This is a genomic window from Brytella acorum, assembly GCF_029309905.1.
Classification (GTDB): Bacteria; Pseudomonadota; Alphaproteobacteria; order Acetobacterales; family Acetobacteraceae; genus Brytella; species Brytella acorum.
The window spans coordinates 660,988-686,174 of sequence record NZ_JARBJP010000001.1; the positions used below are offsets into that span (position 1 = coordinate 660,988).

Consider the following 25,187-nt stretch of genomic DNA (forward strand, 5'->3'; position numbering starts at 1 on the left):
TGCCCTCTTGTTTATTATATTTTTCAATGACTTAACGATTTATGCCTCTTTTTTGGGCAAATCAAGGGAAGTAAAGGAAAAGCGCGCCTGTCATGGATCTGTCACGAGGTCTCCCACAGAGTTATCCACACGATCGGTGGATGAACCGGCTGGCACCGTTTCCTGAAGCGCGTTCTTACGCATGAGCGATTCGATCAACGACGCAGGTTCGACCGTGGAAGCGGCGGATCGTTCGTCGGCGCCTCCTCATGGTGTCGAGGCGATCCGGCATGCGCTGAAGACCATTCCGCTTTCTCCAGGCGTCTATCGGATGCTCGGTGCGAAGGGGGAGGTTCTGTATGTCGGCAAGGCGCGCAGCCTGAAGAAGCGGGTAACGTCCTATACGCGGCTGCAACAGTTGCCGGAGCGCATCCGCCTGATGGTGAGCCTGACGGCGTCCATGGAGGTCGTCACGACGCGTACGGAGGCGGAAGCGCTCCTGCTTGAGGCGAATTACATCAAGCGGATGAAGCCGCGCTACAACATCCTCCTGCGGGACGACAAGTCGCTGCCGTGGCTGATGCTGACCGAAGATCACCCGTTTCCGCAGATCACCAAGCAGCGCGGCAAACCCGTCAAGGGCGCGACCTACTGGGGGCCGTTCGCTTCGGGGTGGGCGGTCAATCAGACGATCAATCTGATCGAGCGCAGCTTTCTCCTGCGGTCATGCAGCGATGCCGTTTTCAGCAGCCGGGCGCGACCGTGTCTGCTGTTCCAGATCCGGCGCTGTTCGGGCCCCTGCGCCGATCGCATTTCACCGGAGGATTACGCCCAGCTTGTCGGAGAGGCGAAACGTTTTCTGTCGGGAGAAAACAAGGCGTTGCAACGCGAGCTGGCGGAGCAGATGGAAGCGGCGTCCGAAGCTCTCGCGTTCGAACGGGCGGCCATGATCCGTGATCGCATCCGTGGCATCGCGAGCATGCAGGACTCGACGGTAATCAATCCGGCGTCGATCGACGATGCCGATGTCGTGGCGGTGTGGCAGGTGGCGGGGCAGACCTGCATCCAGGTTTTCTTCATCCGGGGCAGTCGCAACAACGGCAACCGGCCGTTCTTCCCCGCTCAGGTCGAGGGGGAAAGCCCCTCCGAGGTTCTGGCTGCCTTCCTTTTACAGTTCTACGACGACAAGCCGCCCCCACCCCTGATCCTCGTGAACGCTGAGATTCCGGAGCAGGAGTTGATCGAGGAGGCCCTGACGCTGCGGCGTGCGCGCAAGGTCGAAATTGTTCTGCCGCGTCGAGGGGAGAAAAAAGAGGTCGTCGATCATGCGGCGTTGAATGCGCGTGAGGCGTTGGAGCGGCGCCTGGCCGAAAATGCCGGCCAACGTAAGCTGCTGGAGGGCGTTGCTTCCGTTTTCGGCCTGTCACGCACGCCTGAGCGCATCGAGACCTACGACAATTCGCATATCATGGGGCAGAACGCCTATGGCGTGATGATCGTGGGGGGGCCTGAAGGTTTCAACAAACGCGCCTACCGCAAATATGGCATCAAGGGCCCCATCACCCCGGGCGATGATTTCGCCATGATGCGGGAGGTCATGGAGCGCCGGTTTGGCAAATCCGCGCGGGAAGACGGCGCTGAACGCCCGGAAGACTGGCCGGACGTCCTGTTGATCGACGGCGGGCTTGGGCAATTCAATGCCGTGCGTGAGATTCTTGAAGAGCTAGGAGTTCATGATGTGAAGCTCGTGGCCATAGCCAAGGGACCGGACCGCGATGCGGGGCGCGAATGGTTCCATACGGCGGAGGGACCTCCGTTCCAGTTGCCGCCGCGCGATCCGGTTCTGTATTATCTCCAGCGGCTCCGTGATGAAGCGCACCGCTTCGCCATCACCACCCATCGCAACAGCCGCTCCAAAGGGCTTCGTCGTTCCGAACTCGATGACGTGCCCGGTGTCGGGGCGGTTCGTAAACGCGCACTTCTCAACCATTTTGGTTCGGCGCGCGGCGTACGGGATGCGGGCATTCAGGAATTGACGGAGGTCGCGGGAATCAATCAGGAAACGGCACGCGGGATTTACGGTCACTTTCATCCGGAGTGGGTCCGAGACGCGGAAAATTGAGAGCGACGTCTGTCAGAGTTTCGTCGCGCCACCTTCTTTTCGCGGTAAACCATGGTATCGGGTTATACAGGTTGTGCGATAGGTTGAGGCCATGCTGACGGATTTGCCGAACGTCCTGACATTGCTCCGGATTGGATCCATTCCTGTCCTTGTGGCGCTGGTAGCGATTCGTCTGCCAATGGCGGATCTGGCAGCCTCACTTCTCTATATCGCCGCGTGCGTCACGGATTATCTCGACGGGATGCTGGCACGTCGGCGCAAGCAGAATTCCGAACTCGGCCGCATGATGGATCCGATCGCCGACAAGCTTCTTGTCGGCGCTCTTCTGCTGGCGTTGGCGGGGTATGGGCTTCTGGTTCAGGGGTCTCTGTTTGCCGCCATCATCATCATGTTGCGTGAAATTCTGGTCAGTGGTCTGCGTGAGTATATGGCGTCCCAGCGTGCGACTCTGCCATCGACACGGCTCGCCAAGTGGAAGACCGGGATTCAGATGGTCGCCATCGGTTTTCTGCTGGCTGGAGATAGTACGGCGCGTCTGCTGGGCATGCCCTGGTTGCCTGCGGGAACGATCGGTGCCGTTCTGTTGTGGATTTCCGTGGTCCCGACGCTCATGAGCGGCTGGGGGTATCTTGTTGTCGGGTTTGCCCGCATGACTGGGCGTGTGCCTCCGACGGAAACGATCAACAGCGCGCTGTGACGGGCTCATGGCGCGCCGGGGAAGATGAAACGGCGCTCTGGTGTAATACGGCGCATCCCGATAAGAAGTAGAAAGCCGTCTTGTGGGAGTTTGAGATGCGGAAGGCCGCTCTGCTGGCATTGCCTTTATTGTTGAGCGGATGTTCCGGTTTCGGAAAATTCATCGGAGAGACGGCGACGCTTCCAGGGGCGAATCCCAATGCACCACAGGGTGACTCGGAGAATCTGGAGCGCGCGCGCGGTCGCAATCCCCAGGCACTCCCCATTCTCGCCGAACCAGGCAATATCTGGCCCGATGCGCCACCACCTCTGCCGACCCTCAAGGACGTCGTGAGCGGCAAGGCTGACATGATGGGTGGTCTGGGTGACCCGGCATCCTATTATGGCGGTCTGACGGCTGGCGAAACTCCTGCGGGTGAGGCAGGGCGCCAGATGAGTGAAGGCGATTCCATGAGCGCGGGTGAAGTCCAGGACGTCCATACGGGCGTCCGCGTTGCAGAACCGCCGAAATCACGTGAGACGCTTGATAGCGCTCAAGGTGTGTCACCCAAGACCAGAGAACCCGAAAGCGGGCGGGAGACCATCATTATTCCAAACGGCGACGGGACCAGCACCTACATTACGCCTGAAGGCGATGTGTCCATTCGCAAAGATCCAGCGGGAGCGTCCAGGACGGCTTCGCCGCATTAGGAAGCGCTCATAGAGACGCGTCCTCTCGCCAGGGAGGGCTGAATGAAGGGGCATTCTTTTCGCGGCGGCGGGGATTTTGCGTTTGTGTTCCGGCTTCACCAATCGGTTTTTTTAACGCGAACGGGACGTGATACTGGAAGAAACGGGCTATGCAGCCGCCCGTGATCATCGCTCCTGTATTGCTACTCGTAGCGTCGGTAAAGACCCGCAAGTGTGCCCTGAATGCGGACCTGGTCTGCCGGAACGATCCGCGTTTCGTAAGCCGAGTTGGCGGGCTCGAGCGCGATCGTATCGCCACGTCGCCTCAAACGCTTGAGCGTGACTTCGTCGCCGTCGATGAGAGCGACAATGATCTGTCCTGTTTCGGCGATGTCACCGCGGCGGATGATCGCCGTGTCGCCGTCGAGAATACCCGCTTCGATCATGGAATCTCCCGCGACCTCAAGAGCGTAATATTCGCCGTTACTCAGCATGGATGCAGGGACGTCGATTCGCGCCGAGACGTCGCGAAGAGCCTCGATCGGCAGACCCGCAGCAATTCGTCCGTAAAGCGGCAGCGAGACGATAGCGGCACTTTGGATCTGGTGAGCGGGAGGTGCGGCTGAGGGCTTGAAATCATTATGAATGACGTTGGAGATTTCCGGCACGCCGACAGATCCCACATTGGGAAGGCGCAGGACTTCAAGGGCGCGGGCCCTATGGTGGTGCCGGCGAAGAAATCCACGCTCTTCAAGGGCTGAAATGAGTCTGTGAATGCCGGACTTCGAACGCAGATCCAGCGCATTCTTCATCTCATCGAAAGAGGGCGAAAAGCCCGTGCGTTTGAGATGGCTGTCGATGTAGAGAAGCAGCTGATGCTGTTTGCGGGTCAGCATGAAGACTCCTGCGGCGCCGAGGACGAGTCGAAGCGGCGCTTGAGAGCCGCTTTGTTCTACATAAGTTCATGTTTCGGTCCGAGCAAGTCGCTTTTCGCTCCGAAAAGTAGGAATTGTCACCTGCAGGGCGTGGAAACACTTGACCTTCGGGGCAGGGATCAGCATTTTGCGCCCCGATCATCATTTACGCTGCCGTCCTCGTCGCGCGCAGCGACGTCAGCAGCTTCGAGGTTCTTATGGCCAAGACCAATGTTATCCAGATCCGTCTCGTTTCGACGGCCGAAACGGGTTATTTTTACGTGACGAAAAAGAATGCGCGTTCAGCGCAGGGCAAGATGGAAGTCCGTAAATACGATCCCGTCGTGCGCAAGCACGTCACGTTTCGGGAAGCGAAAATCAAGTAATCAGCCTTTCGTTTGGTTACGGACACAAAAAAGGCGGCCTGTGGGCCGCCTTTTTTGTGTCTGACTGGGCGGAAACCATCGCCATGCCCGGCCCGTCAGGGGCCTAATAAAGTTTCTCGTCCGCTTTGTAGGGGATCACGATATCGCCGCTGCGTGCGAGGTTCAGCATCGCCCGTGTCCGTTCATCCAGCATGTCGCCATCAAGCGCGTGTTCGTTCAGGCTGGCGACGCGACGGCGCCAGACAATTTGCTCTTCGTTGGCGTCCTGCTGCGCCTGTAGCGCCTGATCACGAATTTTAAGTTGGTCATGGTAAGCGCGAATACCATGATCTCCATGGACGGCATTCCAGCCAAAATAAGCCGTGAGGCCGAGGAAAACCACAGACGGCGCTACACTGCGTACAAACCTGCGGACATGGCGGATAAACGACACGGTAATTCAGTTTCCTATGAGGTCGTATGTTCGGAACAGACAATTAACTTTTGCATGCGGACGGGGCATGAGCATAGTTCTAATTCGTGGCTAGTGGTCGCATGTCGTTATGAACAAAAAATTTATGACCCCAAAAAGGCGGACAGTGCATCAGGATTGCGAGCCTGTCTCTCGAGTGTGATTCGGGAGTTTCGGCGTGTTGCAGGATCTGTCCTCGAAAGAGAAACATATGAAGCCGCATTTTCTTCTCGTCGATCCTGCGCATTACGATGTTTCCTACGTCATCAATCCGTGGATGGATCCTGAAATCTGGGCTTCTGATTCCGAGCGCCTCGCGCGGCAGGCGCGTGAGGGGTTCGATACTCTCGTAGAGGTTCTCGAAAAAGCCGGGGCCCGCACGACGATCGTTGCAGGTCAACCCGGTCTTCCAGACATGGTTTTTCCGGCCAATGCGGGAATCGTTCTGGATCGGCGGGTCATTCCGTCACGTTTTCTCCGTGCGGAACGTCAGGGCGAGGAACCGTGGTTTCAGGATGTATTTCGACAGTTCATCGTGGGCGGCATTCTGGATGAGATTGTCGAACTCCCCGACACCATGCGGCAGGAGGGAGCGGGAGATTGCCTCTGGGATGCGACACGCAGGCTCGCCTGGGTCGGGTACGGTCAGCGCTCCGATGAGGGGAGTGCTGCTTTCATTCGCGATGCATTCGATATCGAAATCGTCTCGCTCCGCCTGGCCACGCCCCGTTTTTATCATCTGGACACCTGTTTTCATGTCCTGCCACGTGGCGAGGTCCTGTATTTTCCTGATGCCTTTACAGAGCACGGGCGATCCCGGATCGAGGCCCTCGTGCCCGCCCATCAGAGGTTGGTCGCCTCGGAAGAGGAAGCGCGGCAGTTCTGCGTCAATGCGGTCGCTTTCGGCGATGACGTCATCATGGCCGAGCCGCCCGAATCGCTGCTTCGGCAGCTTCAGGCCCGAGGCTACCGGGTGACGGGAGTGCCGCTGGCTCCATTCATTCTTTCGGGGGGAGGCGCCTATTGCATGACGCTTCGACTGGACAACGTGACGCGCTGAACGTGTCGAAAAAAGACTGAAAGTCAGGAGAGACGATGGACGAGAAATATGACATGGCCGACGCTCTGGCCGATAGCGAGGCCGACGCGATTTCGGACGACGTTTCCGATGAAAGCGTTCAGCCACGCAACAAGCGGGCCTGGCTGACCGTGTGGCTGCCGTTGGCCGTTGCCGCGGTCGTGCTTTTCGGCTTTTATTTCGTCGGGCTGTATAGCTAGGGACCGGGAGCCTATGCCACCGGTCCCTTTGACCTTCAGCTGTTTCTGAGGATCGAACGACCTGCATACTGCGCGGCCGTCGCCAGTTCGTTCTCGATGCGGATGAGCTGGTTGTATTTCGCCGTGCGGTCAGAACGCGACAGCGACCCGGTCTTGATCTGCCCGCAATTCGTGGCGACCGCGAGGTCCGCGATCGTCGAATCTTCGGTCTCACCGGAACGATGGCTCATCACGCAGGCATAGCCGGCGCGGTGTGCCGTCTCCATGGCTTCGAGCGTCTCGGTCAGCGTGCCGATCTGGTTGACCTTCACGAGCAGCGCGTTGGCGCAGCCTTCCTTGATGCCGCGACGCAGGCGCTCGGTGTTCGTCACGAAGAGGTCGTCGCCGACGAGCTGGATCTTCTTGCCCAGCTTGCGGGTCAGTTCCGCCCAGCCCGCCCAGTCGTCCTCGGCCAGGCCGTCTTCGATCGAGACGATCGGATAGCGTCCGGCGAGGTCGCCGAGATAGTCGATCATGCCTGCGGCGTCGAACTTCCTGCCTTCGCCCTTCAGGTCATAGACGCCATCCTTGTAGAACTCGGTTGCCGCGCAATCGAGAGCGAAGGTCACGTCTTCACCCAGACGATAGCCCGCCGCCTCGACGGACTTGGCGATATAGCTCAGAGCTTCGTCGGCCGATTTCAGGTTGGGCGCAAAGCCACCCTCGTCGCCCACATTGGTGTTGAGGCCCGCCGCGGACAGATTCTTCTTCAGCTTGGCGAAGATCTCCGAACCCATGCGCACGGCATCCATGACGGTCGGCGCGCCGACCGGCTGGATCATGAATTCCTGAATGTCGATCGGGTTGTCGGCGTGCTCTCCGCCGTTGATGATGTTCATCATCGGCACCGGGAGCGTATGGGCAAAGACGCCGCCGACGTAGCGATAGAGAGGAATGCCGAGTTCGTCAGCGCTCGCCTTTGCAATGGCAAGCGATACGGCGAGAATGGAATTCGCGCCCAGTCGTGCCTTGTTCGGGGTGCCGTCGAGATCGATCATCGCGTTGTCGATGGCGATCTGGTCGGAAGCTTCGGCGCCCTGAAGCGCGTCGAGAATCTCGCCTTCCGCGAATGCGGCGGCTTTGAGGACGCCCTTGCCGCCGTAACGGGAGGCATCGCCGTCGCGCAGCTCTACGGCTTCGTGCGCGCCCGTCGAGGCCCCTGAAGGAACGGCAGCGCGGCCTCTGGCGCCGGATTCCAGTTCGATTTCAACTTCGACGGTCGGATTTCCGCGACTGTCGAGGATCTCGCGCGCTATGATATCGATGATGGCGCTCATGGTTGTTTTCTCCCACAGCTTGAACGCAATTGGACGCGACGTGAACGTGGACGTCGGCTTGCCGGGTCGAAGAAGGCGACGGGTCAGGCTTGCTGTCAACTGGTATCGGAAGCCCATCAGGGCAAAGGAATGTGACTGTGAAGAGATTGCCCCTGCTCGCGATTGTTCTGGGCGTCGGCGGACTGATCCCGTTTTTCGGACTCGCGGCGGCTTTGCTGCTGTTCGGCACGATGGGGCCAGTGCCGCATCTCGGTCTTGCGATGCTGGGTTACGGCGCCGTCATTCTGTCGTTTCTGGGCGCGGTCCATTGGGGGCTGGCACTCGAAGCGCCCGCTTTCGTCACGGTCGCGGGTACGGGGCGGCTTGACCGGAGACGGCTCGTGCTTGGCGTCGTTCCGGCGCTATGGGCCTGGGCTGCGCTCTATATTGGCCTGACCCAGCATATGTGGGAGGGGCTTGTCCTGGTGATTCTGGGGCTGCTGGGGACCCTCGCCGTCGAGCGGATGGCGTATCGGCAGGGCGCCCTTCCCGCGGGTTACTGGTTGCTGCGCGTCGTCCTGACGGCCGGTGCGGTGCTCAGCCTCGTCGCAGCCCTGATGGTGCCGCTGGAAGCTTACCGCATCTGACCCGGAATGGGTCGTCCCGGGAGAGCGAATCGCAAAAGCCGCGACCCGGCGCGCTCAGTGTCCGGGAGATGCGGGGAGCGCAACCGGCTTTCTCGACGACACGAAACTGACAGCCAGAAAGACGAACGTTTCGCAAAAGGCCAGTTTCCATAGGACCAGGTCCTGACCCATGATGCCGACCAGAGCCAGGACAATGATCCCTCCAAGCTGGATTTTCGCCAGCCGTCGGGTTGCGACCCAGCGATAGACGAGGCTGCCAAGGAGATAGATGGCCGGGCCCAGAGTCAGGACCAGGGTGGGTGCCCCTCTCGCCGGTATCATCGGGTCTTCGAGCAGGATATCCATCGCGACGGCGGTCACGATGATGCCGCCGATCAGAACGACGTGAAGGTAGTGGATGTAGGCTCCCATGCGTCCGGGATCGGATGAAGCGGCGATTGCGTGTTCCGCTTCTTCGCTGGACGTCTCGAAATAGAGCCACCACATCGCGATCGTGCACAGGAAGCTAACCGCGAAGCCGCCCAGTTCGCTCGATGACCACTCCGTGCTCTCCGCGAGAGACAGTCCCGACGCCATGATCGTTTCGCCAAGTGCGACAATGACGAAAAGCTGGCAGCGTTCCACGAGATGACGGCCCGAAATCGTCCAGTCGGATGTGCGCGAGCGGCCGAGACCGGGAAGGCGGAACCCGAACATGGGGGAAATGTATTCGCACGCGACCCCCGCAGCCCAGAGCGGAAGGCGCCATGCGGGCGTCGTCAGCCCTCCGGCGATCCAGAAAATGGAGGCAATGATATTCCATCCGAGGATGCGACGGTAATTGGGCGCGAGAGGATGATCCGCAGGCAGACTCGCGACGATGAAGGCCGAACGTCCGGTCTGCATGACGCAGTAAGCAAGGGCAAAAGCCAGTCCACGGGGGCCGAAAGCCTCAGGAACGGCAGCCCCGCAAAGCAGTGCGAGCGCCATGGTGCCGAACAGGAGGCCACGCAGGGCCGGTACGCGCGGGTTGAACCAGTTGGTGACCCATCCGGTATATTGCCATCCCAGCCAAGCCGCGAACCAGAGGACCGATGTCTGTGCCGCGCCGAGCCAGGTCAGGTGATGCAGAAGGCCATGGCTGATCTGGGTGACGAGGAACACATAGACCAGGTCGAAAAACAGCTCTTCGTTCGTGACTTTCGTGTTCTGTGTGCCGCCGGGGCGCATCAGGGGATGGAGCGCGAAATCTCGATCAGACATGATGGCTCCGTCTCCGGCGATGACCGTTGTTATTTTGGCTCAGGGCTTGGAGATATGAAACGCGAAAGCCGGGTCCGGGCCGTGTCGATCAGGACTCGCCTTTGGCGAGCCTGTCGAACGCCTTGAGGCGGCCGAGCAGCGCGCGCATTTCGCCTAATGGCACCATGGTCGGGCCGTCGCTTGGCGCCTGATCGGGATTCTCATGCGTTTCGATGAACACGGCCGCGACGCCGATGGCCAGTGCGGCGCGGGCGAGGGGGGCGACGAATTCGCGCTGACCGCCCGAGGCACCGCCGAGACCGCCCGGCTGCTGGACGGAATGGGTTGCATCATAGACGACCGGATATCCCGTCTGCGCCATGATCGGCAGGCCGCGCATGTCGTTGACGAGCGTGTTGTAGCCGAAGCTCGTGCCGCGCTCGCAGAGCATGATGCGCTCATTGCCGGTCGAGGCGATCTTGGCCGCGACATTGGCCATGTCCCACGGTGCGAGAAACTGGCCTTTCTTGACGTTGATCGCCCGTCCGGTCTCGCCGGCGGCGAGAAGAAGATCCGTCTGGCGGCACAGAAAGGCCGGGATCTGGAGGATATCGACGGATTCCGCCGCGACGGCGCACTGTTCGGCGGCATGGACATCGGTCAGGACCGGGCATCCGAAACGCTCGCGAATGCCCGCGAGAATGTCGAGGCCCCGCGTCATGCCGACGCCACGCCGCGCATTGAGCGACGTGCGGTTCGCCTTGTCATAGGAGCTTTTATAGATCAGCCCGATGCCCAGATCGCGACAGATCTCGGTCAGGACGCTGGCGACCTCGACGGCGTGTTCGCGCGATTCGATCTGGCACGGCCCCGCGATCAGCGTGAACGGCAGGGCATTGCCGATCGTCAGATCGCCGACGCGAACGGCTTTTGGGTTCACGCTGTTCATACGAGGCGGGCCTTTCCGACAGCGGCTTCGATAAAGCTGGCGAACAGAGGGTGGGGCGCGAACGGCTTGGACAGATATTCAGGGTGATACTGTACGGCGACGAACCATGGATGATCGGGATATTCGATGACTTCCGGCAGGACATTGTCGGGAGACATGCCCGAGAAGCGCAGGCCGGTCGCTTCAAGACGGTTACGGTAATGCACGTTCACCTCGTAGCGGTGGCGGTGGCGCTCGCGCACTTCCGTTTCGCCATAAATCGCCGCCACGCGTGAGCCGGGGGTCAGCTTCGCGGCATAGGCACCAAGTCGCATCGTGCCGCCCAGTTCGCCGCTTTCACGGCGACGGAGAAGTTCGTTGCCGCGTGCCCATTCCGTCATCAGGCCCACGAGCGGCTCGTCGGTCGGGCCGAATTCCGTGGAGGAGGCCTTCGGAAGGTTCGCGAGGGAGCGCGCACATTCGATGACGGCCATCTGCATGCCGAAACAGATTCCGAAGAACGGAATATTATGTTCGCGGGCGAAGCGGACGGCGGCGATCTTGCCTTCCGAACCCCGCTCGCCGAAGCCGCCGGGCACGAGAATGCCGTGAACGTCGTCGAGCTGGCGGATGGCGTCCCTGGATTTTTCGAAAATTTCCGATTCGACCCAGTCGAGCTTTACCCGCACGCGATTGGCGATGCCCCCGTGCAGAAGAGCTTCGATCAGGGACTTATAGCTGTCGAGCAGGGCGGTGTATTTGCCGACGACGGCGATACGAACCTCACCTTCGGGGCTGCGGATCGCATCGACGATCTTCGCCCATCGCGTGAGATCCGGCTGCGCGTCTGTCGGGAGGCCGAAATAACGCAGGACTTCCTTGTCCATGCCTTCCTTGTGATAGGAAATCGGGCAGGCATAGATCGTGTCCACGTCCAGCGCCGCGATGACGGCCTCGGGGCGCACGTTGCAGAAGCTGGCGATCTTACGACGCTCATTGTCCGGGATCGGACGATCACAGCGGCAGACGAGCATCTGCGGCTGGATGCCGACGTTCTGGAGCTCCTTCACCGAATGCTGTGTCGGCTTGGTCTTCAGCTCGCCCGCCGCCGGAATATAGGGCAGGAGCGTGAGATGCACGCACATCGTCTTGTCATGGCCAAGATCGTTGCGGAGCTGGCGGATGGATTCGAGGAATGGGAGGCTCTCGATGTCGCCCACCGTGCCGCCGATCTCGACGAGAACGAAATCGTAGCCGTCCGTTCCGGCGACGACCGCGTCCTTGATGGCGTCGGTGATGTGCGGAATGACCTGGACGGTCGCGCCCAGATAGTCGCCGCGACGCTCGCGCGCGATGACGTCCGAATAGATCCGTCCTGTCGTGGCGTTGTCGGCCTTGCGGGCATGAACGCCGGTGAAGCGCTCGTAATGCCCGAGGTCGAGATCGGTCTCGGCACCGTCATCGGTGACGAAGACCTCGCCGTGCTGATACGGGCTCATCGTGCCCGGATCGACGTTGAGATAGGGGTCCAGTTTGCGCATGCGGACGGAATAGCCGCGTGCCTGGAGGAGAGCTGCCAGCGCCGCCGAAGCGATGCCTTTGCCAAGGGAGGAGACCACACCGCCGGTGATGAATACGAACCGCGTCATGGGAGGCCCTTCTACACAGGATAAGGGGCCGAGGGGAAGCGCTATCGAACGCTTCAGGTCATTCTGCGAGACCAGACCAGACCAGATCGGATTCGGGTTCGGGTTCGGGTCTTTCGTTTTCGCCAATAAAAAACCGCGCCGGAAACCGGCGCGGCTGACTGGTGGGAAAGTCCGTGGCGCGGGCTTATTTGCCCGCAGGTGCCGGTGTTGGCGCCGGAGTCGTGGTGGTCGTCGATGTGGCGGGCTGAGCCAGGATGTCCTTGCCGCCGACCCCCGAGGATGCGCCGCGATTGAGGACGGCCAGCATGAGGCAGAGCACCATGAAGATCGCCGCGAGAATCGACGTGGCGCGGGTCAGCAGAGTCGCGGTGCCCCGACCTGTCATGAACGATCCCATGCCCTGGCTGGAGCCGATTCCCAATCCGCCGCCCTCGCTGCGCTGGATCAGCACGGTGGCGATCAGGGCGACGGTCACGAAGAGGTTGAGAACCAGAAGGAAGGTCGTCATGGCAGGCTTTCAGCGAAATAACGGCACGGATCGAGCGCGACGGATCGTCAATGTCAGGAAAGGGCTTCGACCGCCCCTTGCGCGATGGCAAGGAAGGAGTCCGCCTTGAGGCTGGCACCGCCGACGAGGACGCCGCCGACCGTCTCGATCGCGAGGATCGACGCGGCGTCGCGGGCCGTCACGGAGCCGCCATAGAGGATTGGCGGGAGATTGTCACCTGTCTGGAGGTGCGCGGCGAGGGAGTCGCGGATGTGGGCTGTGGTCTGCGCGATGTCGTCGGACGAGGCCGTGCGGCCCGTTCCGATGGCCCAGACGGGCTCGTAGGCGATGACGCCGCGAAAGCCCGCCGGAACGCCCCGCGCGATCTGGTTGCTCAGGGTTTCGTAGGCGCGGCCGCTATCGCGCTCTTCGGCCGTCTCGCCGATGCAGAGCACGGGCACGAGACCGGCCTCGAGAGCCGCCTCGGCCTTGGCGCTGATGATCTGATCCGTTTCATCGTGATAGCGACGGCGTTCAGAATGGCCCAGGATGACGTGCGTGACGCCCAGATCGGCGAGCATGGGGGCGGCGATATCGCCGGTGAAGGCACCGGATTTTTCCGAACGGCAATCCTGCGCGCCAAGGCGAACGGGGCTGTCGGTCAGGAGAGCCCCGATCTCCGCCGTCAACGTGAAGGGTGGAAAGACAGCCAGTTCCACCGAGGCGGGCAGGGCTTTGGCCCCCTCGACGATCGCACGGGCCAGGGCCTGCGACGAGGCGCGGAGGCCGTTCATCTTCCAGTTGCCCGCGATCAGCAGTCGGCGACCGGTTTCGGAGGAATGCGCGTTCATCCTGTGTCCTCATATAGCGTACGGCGATGGCGTTCAGCGGTGAAACCTGCCGCGCCGCGTCTCTTCAGCCCAGTGTGGGTGCCACGGTCCGGCCCTTCGGTTCAAGTCGTGTACAAGGAAGTCGTGGGGCGGATATGTTGGGTTCTGGCCAATCCGTTTCGCTGAATCTATGGTGCGCCGCTTGTTCATGCGTCCACGAGACGCATGACATCGTTTCTGATCGCCCTGCTGCCGGACCCATAACCGCATGATTTCCACCCTGCGCCACGTGCTTGTCGATTCCTGGATCGGCCGCGTCCTCGCCTTCCTGATTTTCGCGGCGTTCATCGCCTGGGGCGTGGGAGATATCTTCACCAGCATTGGAGCGAGCAACGCGGATGCGGTGGTGCGGATCGGGACGCATCGTATTACGGCGCAGGCCCTGTCGGAAAGCATCAACCAGACGCTGCCGCGCGCCGCGCAGCAGATGGGCCTGAATGATCCGAGCCAGGTGCCGCAGGCTGAACGCGTGGAAATCGCCCATGAAGCGCTCCAGCATCTGGTCACGCAGGAAGAAGTGCTCCTTTTCGCCGAGCGCAACGGCATGGTGGCACCGGACGGGCTTGTGCGGGATTCGATTTTTGCGATCCCGGCTTTCCACGACAAGAACGGTCAGTTCGACCGTGCGAAGTTCAACCAGCTTCTGGCCCAGCGGCGTCTGACCGAGGCGCGCGTGCTCGATATGGCGCGCTCGGATATCGTCGCGCAGGGAGTCATGGCGGGGCTGGGTGACACGATGAAAGTGCCGCCCTCGATCACCCAGCGGCTCATCGATTTCAACGCTCGCGAACGCGTTCTGGACGTCGTGCGGATCAATGCGGGCGCGATGCCCGCGCCGACGGCGCCCACCGACGCGCAGCTGCATCGTTACTACGACAATCATCAGGAGACCTTCCGCACGACGGAATATCGTCATGCGAAGATCGTCGTCCTGTCGGCTGACACGGTCGAACATGCGCTGGAGGTGCCCGATGAGCAGCTCAGACGGTATTACGATTTCCAGTCGGGCCGCTTTCACGTTCCCGAAACCCGCAGCCTTCAGGTTCTGACATTCCAGGACGAAGCCAAAGCCAACGAAGCGGCGGCATTCTGGAAGAGCGGGCAAAGCTGGGACGCCATGCAGGCGAAATATACCGACGCCGCCGCCGTCTCCCTGCCCGAGACACGGCAGAGTGACGTTCCCAACCCCGAACTGGCGAAGGCGGCGTTCTCCGCCCAGTCCGGCACGATCGAGGGGCCGCTCAAGACCGAAACGGGATGGGTTCTGTTCCGGGTGCTCGATATCAAGGCGCCGCACGATACGCCTTTCGAGGCGGCCCGCGAGGATCTGCGGCGCGAGGTCGCCCACCAGCAGGCGCCAGCGCTCGTCGCCGCTCGCATGGCGCGGTTCCAGGATGTGATCGCGGGCAGTTCGGATCTCGAACATATTCCCGCCGATCTCGGTGCCGCGCCTGCGGCGGGAACGCTGGACGCGCAGGGCATGACGCATGACGGTGTGCCCGCGCCCATTCCCGGCGATCCTGTTCTGCGTCAGGCCATCATCGCGCGCGTGTTCTCGCAATCCGTCAAGGACAAGCCGTCGGTCGTCAAGGGACCGAAGGACGGCGCTTTCGCCGTGCTCGTGGACACGATCGAGCCTGGCAAGGTTCAGCCATTCGACGTGGTCAAGGCGCGCGTCGCGGACGCCTGGACCGCCGAGCAGAAGCGCCACGCCGCCGATGTGCAGGCAACGGGCCTTCTGACGAAAGCCAAGAGCGGCGGCGGCGTGGCGAAAGCCGTCGTCGGCACGCCGGATGCCGTGCGGCTTCAGTCGGGCATGACGTTTTCGCGGGTGCGTCCCGCGGCGTTGCCGGACGGGGTCGCGACGCAGGCTTTCGGTGCGAAGATCGGCGAATCCTTCATGCTGAATGTCGGTGACGACTATTATGTCGCGACGCTGACCGGCGAGCGCGCCGCGGACGAAAAGGTCGTGAGCGACCTGCGACAGCGGATGGAGCCGCAACTGACAGCGACGATGCGTGACGATGTGGCCGCGACCTTCGTGCGTGGGCTTGAGCAGCGCGCCAAACCGGTTCCGAACATGGCGCTGCTCCAGCAGGTCATCGATTCCACGGGCGGCGGAGCGCCATGAGCGTCATTGACACCGAACACCTTGTCTATGCGATCGAAGCCGCTGATCTTCTGACGCCCGTTGGCGCGTTCATGCGCCTTTCGGCGCTGGCCACGCGTCCGGACGGCACGCGCCCGTATCGGCTGTTGCTGGAAAGCGTCGAGGGCGGTGCCGCGCGCGGACGATACTCGGTCATCGCCATGCTTCCCGATCTGGTCTGGGAGTGCCGCGACGGTGTCGTTTCCATGGATCGTGCGCCGGGACGGCCGGAATCCCGATTCGATGTGATCGAGGACGCGCCGCTCGCCTCATTGCGCTGTTTGCACCAGGACAGCCGGATGGTGCTTCCAGCCGGTATTCCTCCGATGATCGCCGGTCTGTTCGGTTATCTGGGCTACGACATGGTGCGTCAGATGGAGCATCTGCCGCATGCGCCCGATGATGACGCGGGTTTGCCCGAGGGCGTGCTGATCCGCCCTGGACTGTTTGCGGTCTTCGATTCGGTGCGGGATGAACTGTTCCTCGCGGTTCCGCTGCGCGGGGACGCGGGGGAGGCGGCGCGGGCAGCGGCTCATGCGCTGATCCACAAGGCGCGCGAGGCGCTGGTTTCAGCGCCTGTCGTGGAGACGCAGGATCTTCCGGCCGATTACGTGCTCGAAGAGCCGCGTTCAAACATGTCGCGCGCGGTTTTCGAAGAGGCGGTGCGGCGTGCGCAGGATTACATCGCCGCGGGCGACGCTTTCCAGATCGTGCCGAGCCAGCGATTCGACGCGGCTTTCCCGCTCCCGGCTCTGGCGCTTTACCGTGCGCTTCGACGGGTGAACCCGGCGCCGTTTCTTTTTCTGATCGAGATGGACGGGTTCTCGCTGGTTGGCTCGTCCCCGGAAATTCTCGTGCGCCTGCGCGAGGGTGTCGTCACGGTCCGGCCTCTCGCGGGAACGCGTCCGCGAGGTGCGACCGAAGCCGAGGATCTGCGTCTGGAAGCGGAACTGCTTGCTGACGAGAAGGAGCGCTCCGAGCATCTGATGCTCATCGATCTGGGACGGAACGACGTGGGACGCGTGGCGGTTCTCGGGTCCGTCGAGGTGCCCGACCGGTTTGTGATCGAGCGCTATTCGCACGTCATGCACATTTCCTCGACGGTTGTCGGACGCTTGCGTCCCGACTGCGACGCGGTCGACGCGCTCAAGGCGGCTTTTCCCGCCGGCACGCTGAGCGGCGCTCCCAAGATCCGCGCCATGGAAATCATCGACGAGCTGGAGCCGACGCGGCGCGGTCCCTATGCGGGGTGCATCGGCTATTTCGCGGCCGACGGGGAAATGGACACCTGCATCGGTCTGCGGATGGCTGTGCTGCGCCAGGGGCGCATGTATGTCCAGGCCGGGTGCGGGGTCGTTGCCGAGAGCGTCCCGGAGGCCGAAGAAGCCGAGACCAGGCAGAAGGCCCGCGCCCTCTTTCGCGCTGCTGAACTGGCGGTCGAGCAGGCGCGTTCGAGGGCGGGACGGTGATGCGCAACCCCATGGATGGGTTGTGCGTTTGTAACGGCATTTGACCTGCGCCGTTTCCGACGCCATCCTACCGCCATGATTTTGCTGATCGACAATTACGACAGCTTCACGTTCAACCTCGTTCATCATTTCGGAACGCTGGGCGCGGAGTGTGACGTGCGCCGCAACGACGCGCTCGGCGTCGAGGCGGCGCTGGCGCTCGAACCGGAAGCGATCGTCATTTCTCCCGGCCCCTGTTCGCCCAATGAGGCCGGGATCTGTTGCGATCTGATTGCCCGGGCTGCTCCCCATATTCCGCTGCTGGGCGTCTGTCTCGGGCATCAGGCGATCGGACAGGTGTTCGGCGCGAAGGTCGTGCGCGCGCCCATGCCCATGCACGGCAAGGTGGACCGCATGCTGCACGATGGCACCGGCGTGTTCCGCGATCTGGACGATCCGATGGAGGCGACGCGCTATCACAGCCTGACCCTGGCGCCGGAGACGATTCCCGACGCCCTGATCGTGAACGCGCGCAGCGCCGATGGCGTGATTCAGGGCGTGCGGCATCGCCATCATCCGACGCATGGCGTGCAATTTCATCCGGAGAGCATCGCCTCGGTGGAAGGGCGGAAGCTTCTCGCCAATTTCCTTGAGATCGCCCGCGCCTTTCATGCCACGAAACTGGCGGCCTGAGCGTGGGCATTCAAAGCCCGGTGAGTGAAGACATCCGGTCTCTCCTGCGGCATGTGATTTCAGGACAGACACTCGACGAGGTCGAGGCGGAACGCTTTTTTTTCAGCGTGATGGCGGGATCTGTTCCGCCGGTGCAGCTGGCGGCTGTCCTGACGGCTCTGCATATGCGTGGCGAAACCGAGGGGGAGCTTCTCGGCGCCGTTCGTGCCGCGCGGCGTTACATGCTCGCGGTCGAGGATGCGCCGGAAGATGCGATCGACGTGTGCGGGACTGGCGGGGATGGCCTCGGAACGCTCAATATCTCCACGGCGACAGCGTTCGTCCTGGCGGGAATGGGTATCCCGGTTGCCAAACATGGAAACCGTGCCCTGTCTTCACAGTCCGGCGCGACGGATGTGTTGCAGGTTCTCGGCATCGAGCCGGAGATGGACCCCGCGCGTCAGGGGCGCCGTCTGGCGGAAGACGGGCTGGCTTTTCTGGTGGCTCCGGCTCATCATCCCGCCATGCGGCATGCCGCCGAGGTGCGTCGCGCTCTCGGTTTCCGGACCCTGTTCAATCTCGTCGGACCTTTGTGCAATCCTGCGCGGGTGAAGCGCCAGGTCATCGGCGTGTTCGACGCAAGATGGCTCGATACGGTCGCGCGCACTTTGGGAAATCTTGGCTCGGTATGCGTGTGGGCGGTGCACGGCACGACCGATCAGGGTGGCGCCGACGAGTTGACACTTGCCGGTCCGAGCCAGATCAGCGCATGGGAGGGCGAGACCCTGCGGCGCTACGTGATCGAGCCTGCCATGGCCGGGTTGAAGGAGTGCGCGATCGGCGCGATCGCGGGCGGCGATCCGGCTTACAATGCCGACGCCTTGCGCGCTCTTCTGGATGGGGCTCCCGGTGCCTATCGCGACACCGTCCTTTTAAACGCGGCCGTCGCGCTGCACGTCGCGGGGCGGTTCTCCATTCTTGAAGGTGAGCGGATTTCGACGGCTCGCCTGACTGAAAACGCGGCGTTTGCAGCGCGCGCGCTTGATAGCGGCGCGGCGCTTGAAGCCTTTCGGAAGGCGTCGTCGTGATGTCTTCCGGTTCCCACGATTTTGAACACATGAAGCAGCGATCAGGAAGACGATGAACGAAATTCCATCTCACTCCGAAGTCACGGCTCTGGGCGATGACATACCAGTGACTCATCTTGGCGAAGGCGGATCGCCTGTGGATATGCCGGACGTGCTGGCGCGCATCTGCGCCCGGACGCGCGTTGATATCGAACAGCGCTCCCAGATCATGACGCTGAAGGAGATTACAGCGCGTGCGCGGGAGGTGAAGACTCCGACGCGGGGTTTCGGCGAGGCTCTCAAACAGATGACGGCCGACCGGCAGGTAGGGCTCATCGCCGAGATCAAGAAGGCCTCGCCATCCGCGGGCGTGCTGAGGGCTGATTATGACCCCGTGGGAATTGCGCGTGCCTATGAAGCCGCGGGGGCGATCTGCCTTTCCGTTCTGACCGAAGGGTCGTGCTTTCATGGCAGTCCCGACGATCTGACGGCTGTGCGTGAAAGCTGTTCGCTGCCGATCCTGCGCAAGGATTTCATTCTCGATCCCTGGCAGGTTCATGAAAGCCGCCTCATCGGCGCGGACGCGATTCTGCTGATCATGGCCGCGCTGACCGATGTTCAGGCGGCTGAACTGGTGGCGCTCGCGCGCGGTCTCGACATGGACGTGCTGTGCGAGATCCATGACGAGGCTGAACTGAACCGTGCGCTTGGACTCGATGTCCTGCTGATCGGCATCAACAACCGCAATCTCCGGACGTTGAAGACGGATATCCAGACGACGCTCGATCTGGCCCCGCTCGTGCCGCCTGATCGCATAGTTGTGTCCGAGAGCGGTATCCGCACGCAGGACGACGTTCATCGTGTCGGTGAGGTCGGAGCGAGTGGTGTGCTGGTGGGCGAAAGCCTGCTGCGTGAGGCCGATCCCGGCCTGGCGGCCCGAAGGCTGCTCGGCTTTTTCTGACATTTTCGTTAGATCCCCGACCGACTGGTGGGTGTGTCGACGTGGGCCTTCAACTGGTTGTCAGCCCAGGGCTTATGGACAGCCGGGCGTCGATCGGTGAAAAATTCACACGGATGCGACAAACGATCGAACATAAAAGTGGCAACGTGCGCGCCAACATGACAGGCCGTCGCGCGTTCTTTCATGCATTCTGATCCTGAAAGGCTAACCATGTCAGCAGAGAACACTGGAGAGGCTTCCGCCGTCCCTCCCGATCACAACGGTCCGGCCCTGCCGATGGATGTGGTGCGCAAGGCCTATCGGGACATGCTGCTGCTGCGCAGGTTCGAGGAAAAGGCCGGACAACTTTACGGCATGGGTCTGATCGGCGGTTTCTGTCATCTCTATATCGGTCAGGAAGCGGTCATGGTCGGCCTCGCCCTGTCGCTGAAGGAAGGAGACAAACTCGTCACGTCCTACCGCGACCATGCCCATATGCTAATGATGGACATGACGCCGCGCGGCGTCATGTCCGAGCTGCTCGGGCGCCGGGACGGGTATTCCCACGGCAAGGGCGGTTCGATGCATATGTTTTCGCGTGAGAAGAACTTCTATGGCGGCCACGGTATCGTGGGAGCCCAGGTTTCGATCGGCACGGGCCTGGCCTTCGCGAACCAGTATCGCGGCACGGATGAGGTGGCTCTGGCATTTTACGGCGAGGGTTCCGCCCAGCAGGGGCAGGTCTACGAGAGCTACAACTTTGCCGCTCTGCACAAGCTGCCCTGCATCTATGTCATCGAGAACAATCGCTATGGCATGGGCACGAGCCTGGATCGTGCCTCAGCCGTGAAAGATCTCTCGAAGATTGGCGAGCCATGGGGCATTCCGTGTCTCAAGGTGAACGGGATGGATCTGTTCGCCGTCCACGAAGCGGCGCAGCGGGCCGTCGCGCATTGTCGTGCGGGCAAGGGGCCGTTCCTGCTGGAAATGGAAACCTATCGTTATCGCGGGCATTCGATGTCCGATCCGGCGAAGTATCGGGATCGCGCCGAAGTGGATGAAATCCGCAAAAATCATGATCCGATCGATGCGATCCGTCGTGTCCTTGAAAAAGGTGGCGTGAGCGAAGACGAGTTCAAGGATATCGAGAAGGACGTAAAGGCGGTCGTCGCCGATGCCGCGGAATTCGCGCAGGCCAGTCCCGAACCCGACCTCTCGGAGCTTTGGACCGACGTGCTGGTGGAGGGCTGATCTCATGGCGACTGAAATTCTGATGCCCGCGCTTTCGCCGACCATGACGGAAGGCACGCTGGCGCGCTGGACCCGCAAGCAGGGAGATCACGTGTCTCCGGGTGACGTGATCGCCGAGATCGAAACCGACAAGGCGACGATGGAGGTGGAAGCCGTCGAAGCCGGTATTCTGGGACGCCTCCTGATCGAGGAAGGCACGGAAGGCGTGGCCGTCAATACGCCGATTGCGATCCTCGTCGAGGAAGGCGAGGAGGTGAGCGTAGCGCCAGCAGCCAAAGCGGTTGCGCCCGACGAGGCCACAACGCCATCGCCGCAAGTGGATGCTCCGAAGCCAGGCGCTCCCAAGGGCGCTGAAGTCGCGCCGGAGCCCGAATGGGGCGAGACGGCCGAGATCACGGTCCGTGAGGCGCTGCGCTCGGCGATGGTGCTGGAAATGCGGCAGGACGACGATGTGTTCCTGCTCGGTGAAGAAGTCGCGCAGTATCAGGGCGCCTACAAGGTCAGCCAGGGCATGCTCGAGGAGTTCAGCGCGCGCCGCGTGATCGACACGCCGATTACGGAACACGGCTTCACGGGCATGGCCGTCGGCGCGGCGATGACGGGGCTGAAGCCGATCGTCGAGTTCATGACCATGAATTTCGCGATGCAGGCGATCGACCATATCGTCAATTCGGCGGCCAAGACGCTCTATATGTCCGGCGGCCAGCTTGGCTGTTCGATCGTGTTTCGCGGCCCCAACGGCGCGGCGGCGCGTGTCGGCGCGCAGCACTCCCAGTGTTATGCGAGCTGGTATGCCCATGTGCCGGGACTGAAGGTGCTGGCCCCCTGGTCGGCGGCGGATGCGAAGGGGCTCCTGCGCGCGGCGATCCGCGATCCGAATCCCGTCGTGTTCCTTGAGAACGAAATCCTCTACGGGCAGAAATTCCCGTGTCCTGTGGACGACGATTTCATCCTTCCGATCGGCAGGGCGAAGATCGAGCGCGCGGGCACGCACGTCACGCTGGTGGCTTTTTCGATCATGGTGGGTGTGGCGCTCGAGGCCGCGGACATGCTCGCGGTCGAGGGGATCGAAGCCGAGGTCATCAATCTGCGTTCCATCCGCCCGCTCGATACCGAGACGATCATCGGCAGCGTTCGCAAGACGAACCGGGTGGTTTCCGTCGAGGAAGGCTGGCCGGTCGCGGGCATTGGCGCGGAGATCTGCGCGATGGTCTGCGAACAGGCTTTCGATGATCTTGATGCTCCGCCGGCGCGCGTCTGCGGGCTCGATGTCCCGCTGCCTTATGCCGCCAATCTTGAAAAACAGGCCCTTCCGAAACCCGACTGGGTGGTGGATGCGGTCCGCAAGCTCTTCTGAGGTTCGCAGAGATGGCCATTGAAATCCTGATGCCGGCGCTTTCGCCGACCATGACCGAAGGCACGCTTGCGCGCTGGCTCAAGAAGGAAGGCGAAGCCGTTTCGGCCGGTGATGTGATCGCCGAGATCGAGACCGACAAGGCGACCATGGAGGTCGAGGCCGTCGATGAGGGCATTCTCGGTCGCATCTTCGTGCCGGAAGGCACAGAAGGCGTGGCGGTGAACGCGCCGATCGCCGTTCTTGTCGAGGAAGGCGAGGCGGTGCCGGAAGCCTCCGGTTCTGCCGGGGCGGCTCCGAAAAAAGCGGAGGCGCCCGTCGGCACCGATGCTGTTTCCACCGGGACCGTTGCGGACACATCGAAGGCGAAGCCTGACGTCAGCGAGGGCGGGCGAGTGATCGCATCGCCTCTGGCTCGACGCATCGCCCGCAAGGCGGGGCTTGCGCTGGAGACGCTGAATGGTTCCGGTCCACGGGGGCGGATCGTGCGCCGTGATGTCGAAAAAGCGCTCGAAGCCGGCTCCGGCAAAACTGTCCCTGCCGAAAAGACGACCGTGTCGGTGGCGCCCCCTGTTGACGCGGGTGGAGTGGCAAGGGTTCCGCACAGCTCCATCCGCAAGGTGATCGCGCGTCGCCTGACGGAAGCTAAGCAGAGCGTGCCGCATTTCTACGTGGCGATGGATATCGAGCTCGATGCGCTGCTCGCGTTGCGCTCCCAGCTCAATGCGGCGTCTCCGTCAGAGGGTGAGGGCGCCTTCAAGCTCTCGGTCAACGACATGCTGATCAAGGCGGTGGCGCTGGCGTTGAGGGTCGTGCCTGGCGTCAATGTCAGCTTCGCCGAGAACGAGATGATCCAGTACGAGGATGTCGATATCTCGGTCGCGGTTTCCATTCCCGATGGCCTGATCACGCCGATCATCCGTCAGGCGGATCGCAAGTCGCTGCGCGAGATCAGCAGCGAGGCCAAGGCGCTGATCAAGAAGGCGCGCTCCGGCAAGCTCAGGCCCGAGGAGTTCCAGGGCGGGACGTTCTCGATCTCCAATATGGGCATGTTTGGCGTCAAGGAATTCTCGGCCATCATCAATCCGCCGCAGGCCGGGATTCTGGCGATCGCGGCGGGCGAGAAGCGCGCCGTGGTCCGGGGCGACCAGCTTGCGATCGCCACCGTGATGACGGCGACGCTCTCGGTCGATCATCGCGCCGTCGATGGCGCGCTTGGCGCGGAATGGCTGGGTGCGTTGCGCGATATCGTTCAGAATCCCTACCGTCTGGTGGTATGAAAAACATGGATAGTTTCGATCTGATCGTTGTCGGTGGTGGGCCGGGGGGCTATGTCGCGGCCCTGCGCGCGGCCCAGCTCAAGATGAATGTGGCGCTCGTGGAAAGCACGCATCTCGGCGGGATCTGTCTCAACTGGGGCTGCATCCCGACCAAGGCGCTGCTGCGCGCATCGGAAATCAACCATCTGCTGCACGATCTCGCGCCTTACGGGTTCGCGGCGGATAACGTGCGCTACGACCTCGAAACAGTCGTGGGTCGCTCGCGCAAGGTATCGCAGCAGCTCTCGCGCGGCGTCGCGCATCTGCTCAAGAAGGCCAAGGTGAAGGTTTTCGACGGACGTGCGAAACTCGTCGGCAAAGCCGGTGAACGACACAAGCTGGTCGTGACGAAGGACGGCAGGGATGTCGCAGAGATCGCGGCTTCCAACGTCATCCTGGCGACGGGCGCGCGGGCGCGACATTTCCCGGGTCTGGAGCCGGATGGCGAGCTTGTCTGGACCTATCGCGAGGCGATGGTGCCGAAGGAGATGCCGAAGCGGCTGCTCGTCGTGGGGTCAGGCGCGATCGGGGTCGAATTTGCGTCGTTCTATCGGAACATGGGCGCGGAGGTGACGATCGCCGAGGTCGCGGATCGCATCCTGATCGCCGAGGATGCCGAGATCAGCGGTCTCGCGCAGAAGGCTTTCGAAGCGCAGGGCATGAAGATTCTGACGGGCGCGAAAGTCGGCCCCCTCAAAAAAGCCGACGGCACGGTTTCGACGGTCATCGAGACGCCGAAGGGCAGAACCGAACTGACGGTGGATCGTGTCATTCTCGCGGTCGGCATCGTCGGCAATGTCGAGGATCTGGGACTGGAAGGCACGAAGGTGCAGGTCGATCGCACGCATATCGTGGTCGATGGTCTGTGCCGGACGGGCGAGAAAGGTATCTTCGCCATTGGCGATGTCGCGGGCGCGCCCTGGCTTGCCCACAAGGCGAGCCATGAGGGCGTGATCGTGGTCGATGAAATCGCGGGCCGGAATCCTCATCCGCTGAGTCCGCTGAACATTCCCGGCTGCACCTACAGCCGCCCGCAGGTGGCATCCGTAGGGCTTACGGAAGACAAGGCGAAGGCGACCGGACGCAAGCTGCGGATCGGCAAATTCCCGTTTGTCGCCAATGGGAAGGCCCTGGCCATGGGTGAACCCGACGGAATGACGAAGGTCATTTTCGATGATGAGACGGGCGAGCTGCTCGGCGCGCACATGATCGGCGCGGAAGTGACGGAAATGATCCAGGGTTACGTCATCGCACGCACGAGTGAGTTGACCGATGCCGAGTTGAGGGAGACGGTGTTTCCCCATCCGACGATTTCCGAGACCATGCATGAAGCGGTCCTGGCGTCGTCGGGCGAAGCACTTCATATCTGACGGCC

24 protein-coding genes are annotated in these 25,187 nt (G+C 62.0%); 16 read left to right on the forward strand and 8 right to left on the reverse strand.

Features of this window, described 5'->3' with window-relative positions:
- The first annotated feature begins 181 nt into the window (after positions 1-181).
- The 3 genes from uvrC (at position 182) to PWM43_RS02935 (ending at position 3,487) form a co-directional block, all read left to right on the forward strand.
- Positions 182-2,101: an excinuclease ABC subunit UvrC gene (uvrC, locus tag PWM43_RS02925; RefSeq protein ID WP_289841055.1), complete on the forward strand. Its 1,920-nt coding sequence runs from the start codon at positions 182-184 to the stop codon at positions 2,099-2,101.
- 91 nt (positions 2,102-2,192) lie between these two features.
- A complete protein-coding gene (pgsA, locus tag PWM43_RS02930) occupies positions 2,193-2,798 on the forward strand; it encodes a CDP-diacylglycerol--glycerol-3-phosphate 3-phosphatidyltransferase (RefSeq protein ID WP_289841056.1) in 606 nt (201 codons plus the stop codon).
- Positions 2,799-2,893: 95 nt separating this feature from the next.
- The gene (locus PWM43_RS02935; protein ID WP_289841057.1) at positions 2,894-3,487 is read left to right on the forward strand and encodes a hypothetical protein; all 594 of its coding nucleotides are present in this window, start codon (positions 2,894-2,896) and stop codon (positions 3,485-3,487) included.
- A gap of 182 nt (positions 3,488-3,669) precedes the next feature.
- On the opposite strand, the gene lexA is transcribed toward PWM43_RS02935, so the two are convergent.
- The gene (gene lexA, locus PWM43_RS02940) at positions 3,670-4,362 is read right to left on the reverse strand and encodes a transcriptional repressor LexA (RefSeq protein WP_289841058.1); all 693 of its coding nucleotides are present in this window, start codon (positions 4,360-4,362) and stop codon (positions 3,670-3,672) included.
- Between the two features lie 236 nt (positions 4,363-4,598).
- On the opposite strand from lexA, the gene rpmG reads away from it, so the two are divergent.
- A complete protein-coding gene (rpmG, locus tag PWM43_RS02945; protein ID WP_289841059.1) occupies positions 4,599-4,766 on the forward strand; it encodes a 50S ribosomal protein L33 in 168 nt (55 codons plus the stop codon).
- A gap of 103 nt (positions 4,767-4,869) precedes the next feature.
- Here the strand turns inward: rpmG and PWM43_RS02950 are convergent, their stop codons facing one another.
- The gene (locus PWM43_RS02950) at positions 4,870-5,199 is read right to left on the reverse strand and encodes an FtsB family cell division protein (RefSeq protein ID WP_289841060.1); all 330 of its coding nucleotides are present in this window, start codon (positions 5,197-5,199) and stop codon (positions 4,870-4,872) included.
- Positions 5,200-5,428: 229 nt separating this feature from the next.
- Between PWM43_RS02950 and PWM43_RS02955 the strand changes: the two genes are divergently transcribed.
- Together PWM43_RS02955 and PWM43_RS02960 are read left to right on the forward strand one after the other, a co-directional pair.
- Positions 5,429-6,277: a dimethylarginine dimethylaminohydrolase family protein gene (locus PWM43_RS02955; protein ID WP_289841061.1), complete on the forward strand. Its 849-nt coding sequence runs from the start codon at positions 5,429-5,431 to the stop codon at positions 6,275-6,277.
- A gap of 35 nt (positions 6,278-6,312) precedes the next feature.
- The gene (locus tag PWM43_RS02960) at positions 6,313-6,495 is read left to right on the forward strand and encodes a hypothetical protein (RefSeq protein ID WP_289841062.1); all 183 of its coding nucleotides are present in this window, start codon (positions 6,313-6,315) and stop codon (positions 6,493-6,495) included.
- A 35-nt stretch (positions 6,496-6,530) separates the two neighbouring features.
- Here the strand turns inward: PWM43_RS02960 and eno are convergent, their stop codons facing one another.
- Complete coding sequence (gene eno / locus PWM43_RS02965) at positions 6,531-7,811, reverse strand: phosphopyruvate hydratase (protein ID WP_289841063.1); 1,281 nt, start codon at positions 7,809-7,811, stop codon at positions 6,531-6,533.
- Positions 7,812-7,948: 137 nt separating this feature from the next.
- On the opposite strand from eno, the gene PWM43_RS02970 reads away from it, so the two are divergent.
- Entirely contained in the window at positions 7,949-8,437 is a 489-nt protein-coding gene (locus PWM43_RS02970) for a DUF3429 domain-containing protein (protein ID WP_289841064.1), read from the forward strand.
- 54 nt (positions 8,438-8,491) lie between these two features.
- Here PWM43_RS02970 and PWM43_RS02975 read toward each other — a convergent pair whose 3' ends face one another.
- The 5 genes from PWM43_RS02975 to tpiA form a co-directional block, all read right to left on the reverse strand.
- Complete coding sequence (locus PWM43_RS02975; protein ID WP_289841065.1) at positions 8,492-9,679, reverse strand: low temperature requirement protein A; 1,188 nt, start codon at positions 9,677-9,679, stop codon at positions 8,492-8,494.
- Between the two features lie 88 nt (positions 9,680-9,767).
- On the reverse strand, positions 9,768-10,607 hold the full coding sequence (gene kdsA / locus PWM43_RS02980; protein WP_289841066.1) for a 3-deoxy-8-phosphooctulonate synthase: 840 nt from the start codon (positions 10,605-10,607) through the stop codon (positions 9,768-9,770).
- Entirely contained in the window at positions 10,604-12,235 is a 1,632-nt protein-coding gene (locus PWM43_RS02985; protein WP_289841067.1) for a CTP synthase, read from the reverse strand. The genes kdsA and PWM43_RS02985 overlap by 4 nt, the downstream gene beginning before the upstream one ends.
- Positions 12,236-12,419: 184 nt before the next feature.
- Positions 12,420-12,743 (reverse strand): preprotein translocase subunit SecG, encoded by a 324-nt coding sequence (gene secG / locus PWM43_RS02990; RefSeq protein ID WP_289841068.1) that lies wholly within the window; start codon positions 12,741-12,743, stop codon positions 12,420-12,422.
- A gap of 53 nt (positions 12,744-12,796) precedes the next feature.
- Complete coding sequence (gene tpiA, locus PWM43_RS02995; RefSeq protein ID WP_289841069.1) at positions 12,797-13,573, reverse strand: triose-phosphate isomerase; 777 nt, start codon at positions 13,571-13,573, stop codon at positions 12,797-12,799.
- Between the two features lie 247 nt (positions 13,574-13,820).
- On the opposite strand from tpiA, the gene PWM43_RS03000 reads away from it, so the two are divergent.
- The 9 genes from PWM43_RS03000 (at position 13,821) to lpdA (ending at position 25,182) form a co-directional block, all read left to right on the forward strand.
- The gene (locus PWM43_RS03000) at positions 13,821-15,743 is read left to right on the forward strand and encodes a peptidyl-prolyl cis-trans isomerase (RefSeq protein WP_289841070.1); all 1,923 of its coding nucleotides are present in this window, start codon (positions 13,821-13,823) and stop codon (positions 15,741-15,743) included.
- Positions 15,740-17,230: an anthranilate synthase component I gene (trpE, locus tag PWM43_RS03005; RefSeq protein WP_289841071.1), complete on the forward strand. Its 1,491-nt coding sequence runs from the start codon at positions 15,740-15,742 to the stop codon at positions 17,228-17,230. The genes PWM43_RS03000 and trpE overlap by 4 nt, the downstream gene beginning before the upstream one ends.
- Positions 17,231-17,305: 75 nt before the next feature.
- Positions 17,306-17,902 (forward strand): anthranilate synthase component II, encoded by a 597-nt coding sequence (locus PWM43_RS03010; protein ID WP_289841072.1) that lies wholly within the window; start codon positions 17,306-17,308, stop codon positions 17,900-17,902.
- Between the two features lie 20 nt (positions 17,903-17,922).
- A complete protein-coding gene (trpD, locus tag PWM43_RS03015) occupies positions 17,923-18,969 on the forward strand; it encodes an anthranilate phosphoribosyltransferase (RefSeq protein WP_289841073.1) in 1,047 nt (348 codons plus the stop codon).
- A gap of 52 nt (positions 18,970-19,021) precedes the next feature.
- Positions 19,022-19,909, forward strand: a complete 888-nt coding sequence (trpC, locus tag PWM43_RS03020) for an indole-3-glycerol phosphate synthase TrpC (RefSeq protein WP_394356014.1) — start codon at positions 19,022-19,024, stop codon at positions 19,907-19,909.
- Positions 19,910-20,119: 210 nt separating this feature from the next.
- Entirely contained in the window at positions 20,120-21,139 is a 1,020-nt protein-coding gene (pdhA, locus tag PWM43_RS03025) for a pyruvate dehydrogenase (acetyl-transferring) E1 component subunit alpha (protein ID WP_289841074.1), read from the forward strand.
- A 4-nt stretch (positions 21,140-21,143) separates the two neighbouring features.
- Positions 21,144-22,496 (forward strand): pyruvate dehydrogenase complex E1 component subunit beta, encoded by a 1,353-nt coding sequence (locus tag PWM43_RS03030; RefSeq protein ID WP_289841075.1) that lies wholly within the window; start codon positions 21,144-21,146, stop codon positions 22,494-22,496.
- Positions 22,497-22,507: 11 nt separating this feature from the next.
- Positions 22,508-23,773: a pyruvate dehydrogenase complex dihydrolipoamide acetyltransferase gene (locus PWM43_RS03035; protein ID WP_289841076.1), complete on the forward strand. Its 1,266-nt coding sequence runs from the start codon at positions 22,508-22,510 to the stop codon at positions 23,771-23,773.
- 5 nt (positions 23,774-23,778) lie between these two features.
- Complete coding sequence (lpdA, locus tag PWM43_RS03040; protein ID WP_289841077.1) at positions 23,779-25,182, forward strand: dihydrolipoyl dehydrogenase; 1,404 nt, start codon at positions 23,779-23,781, stop codon at positions 25,180-25,182.
- Positions 25,183-25,187: the final 5 nt, after the last annotated feature.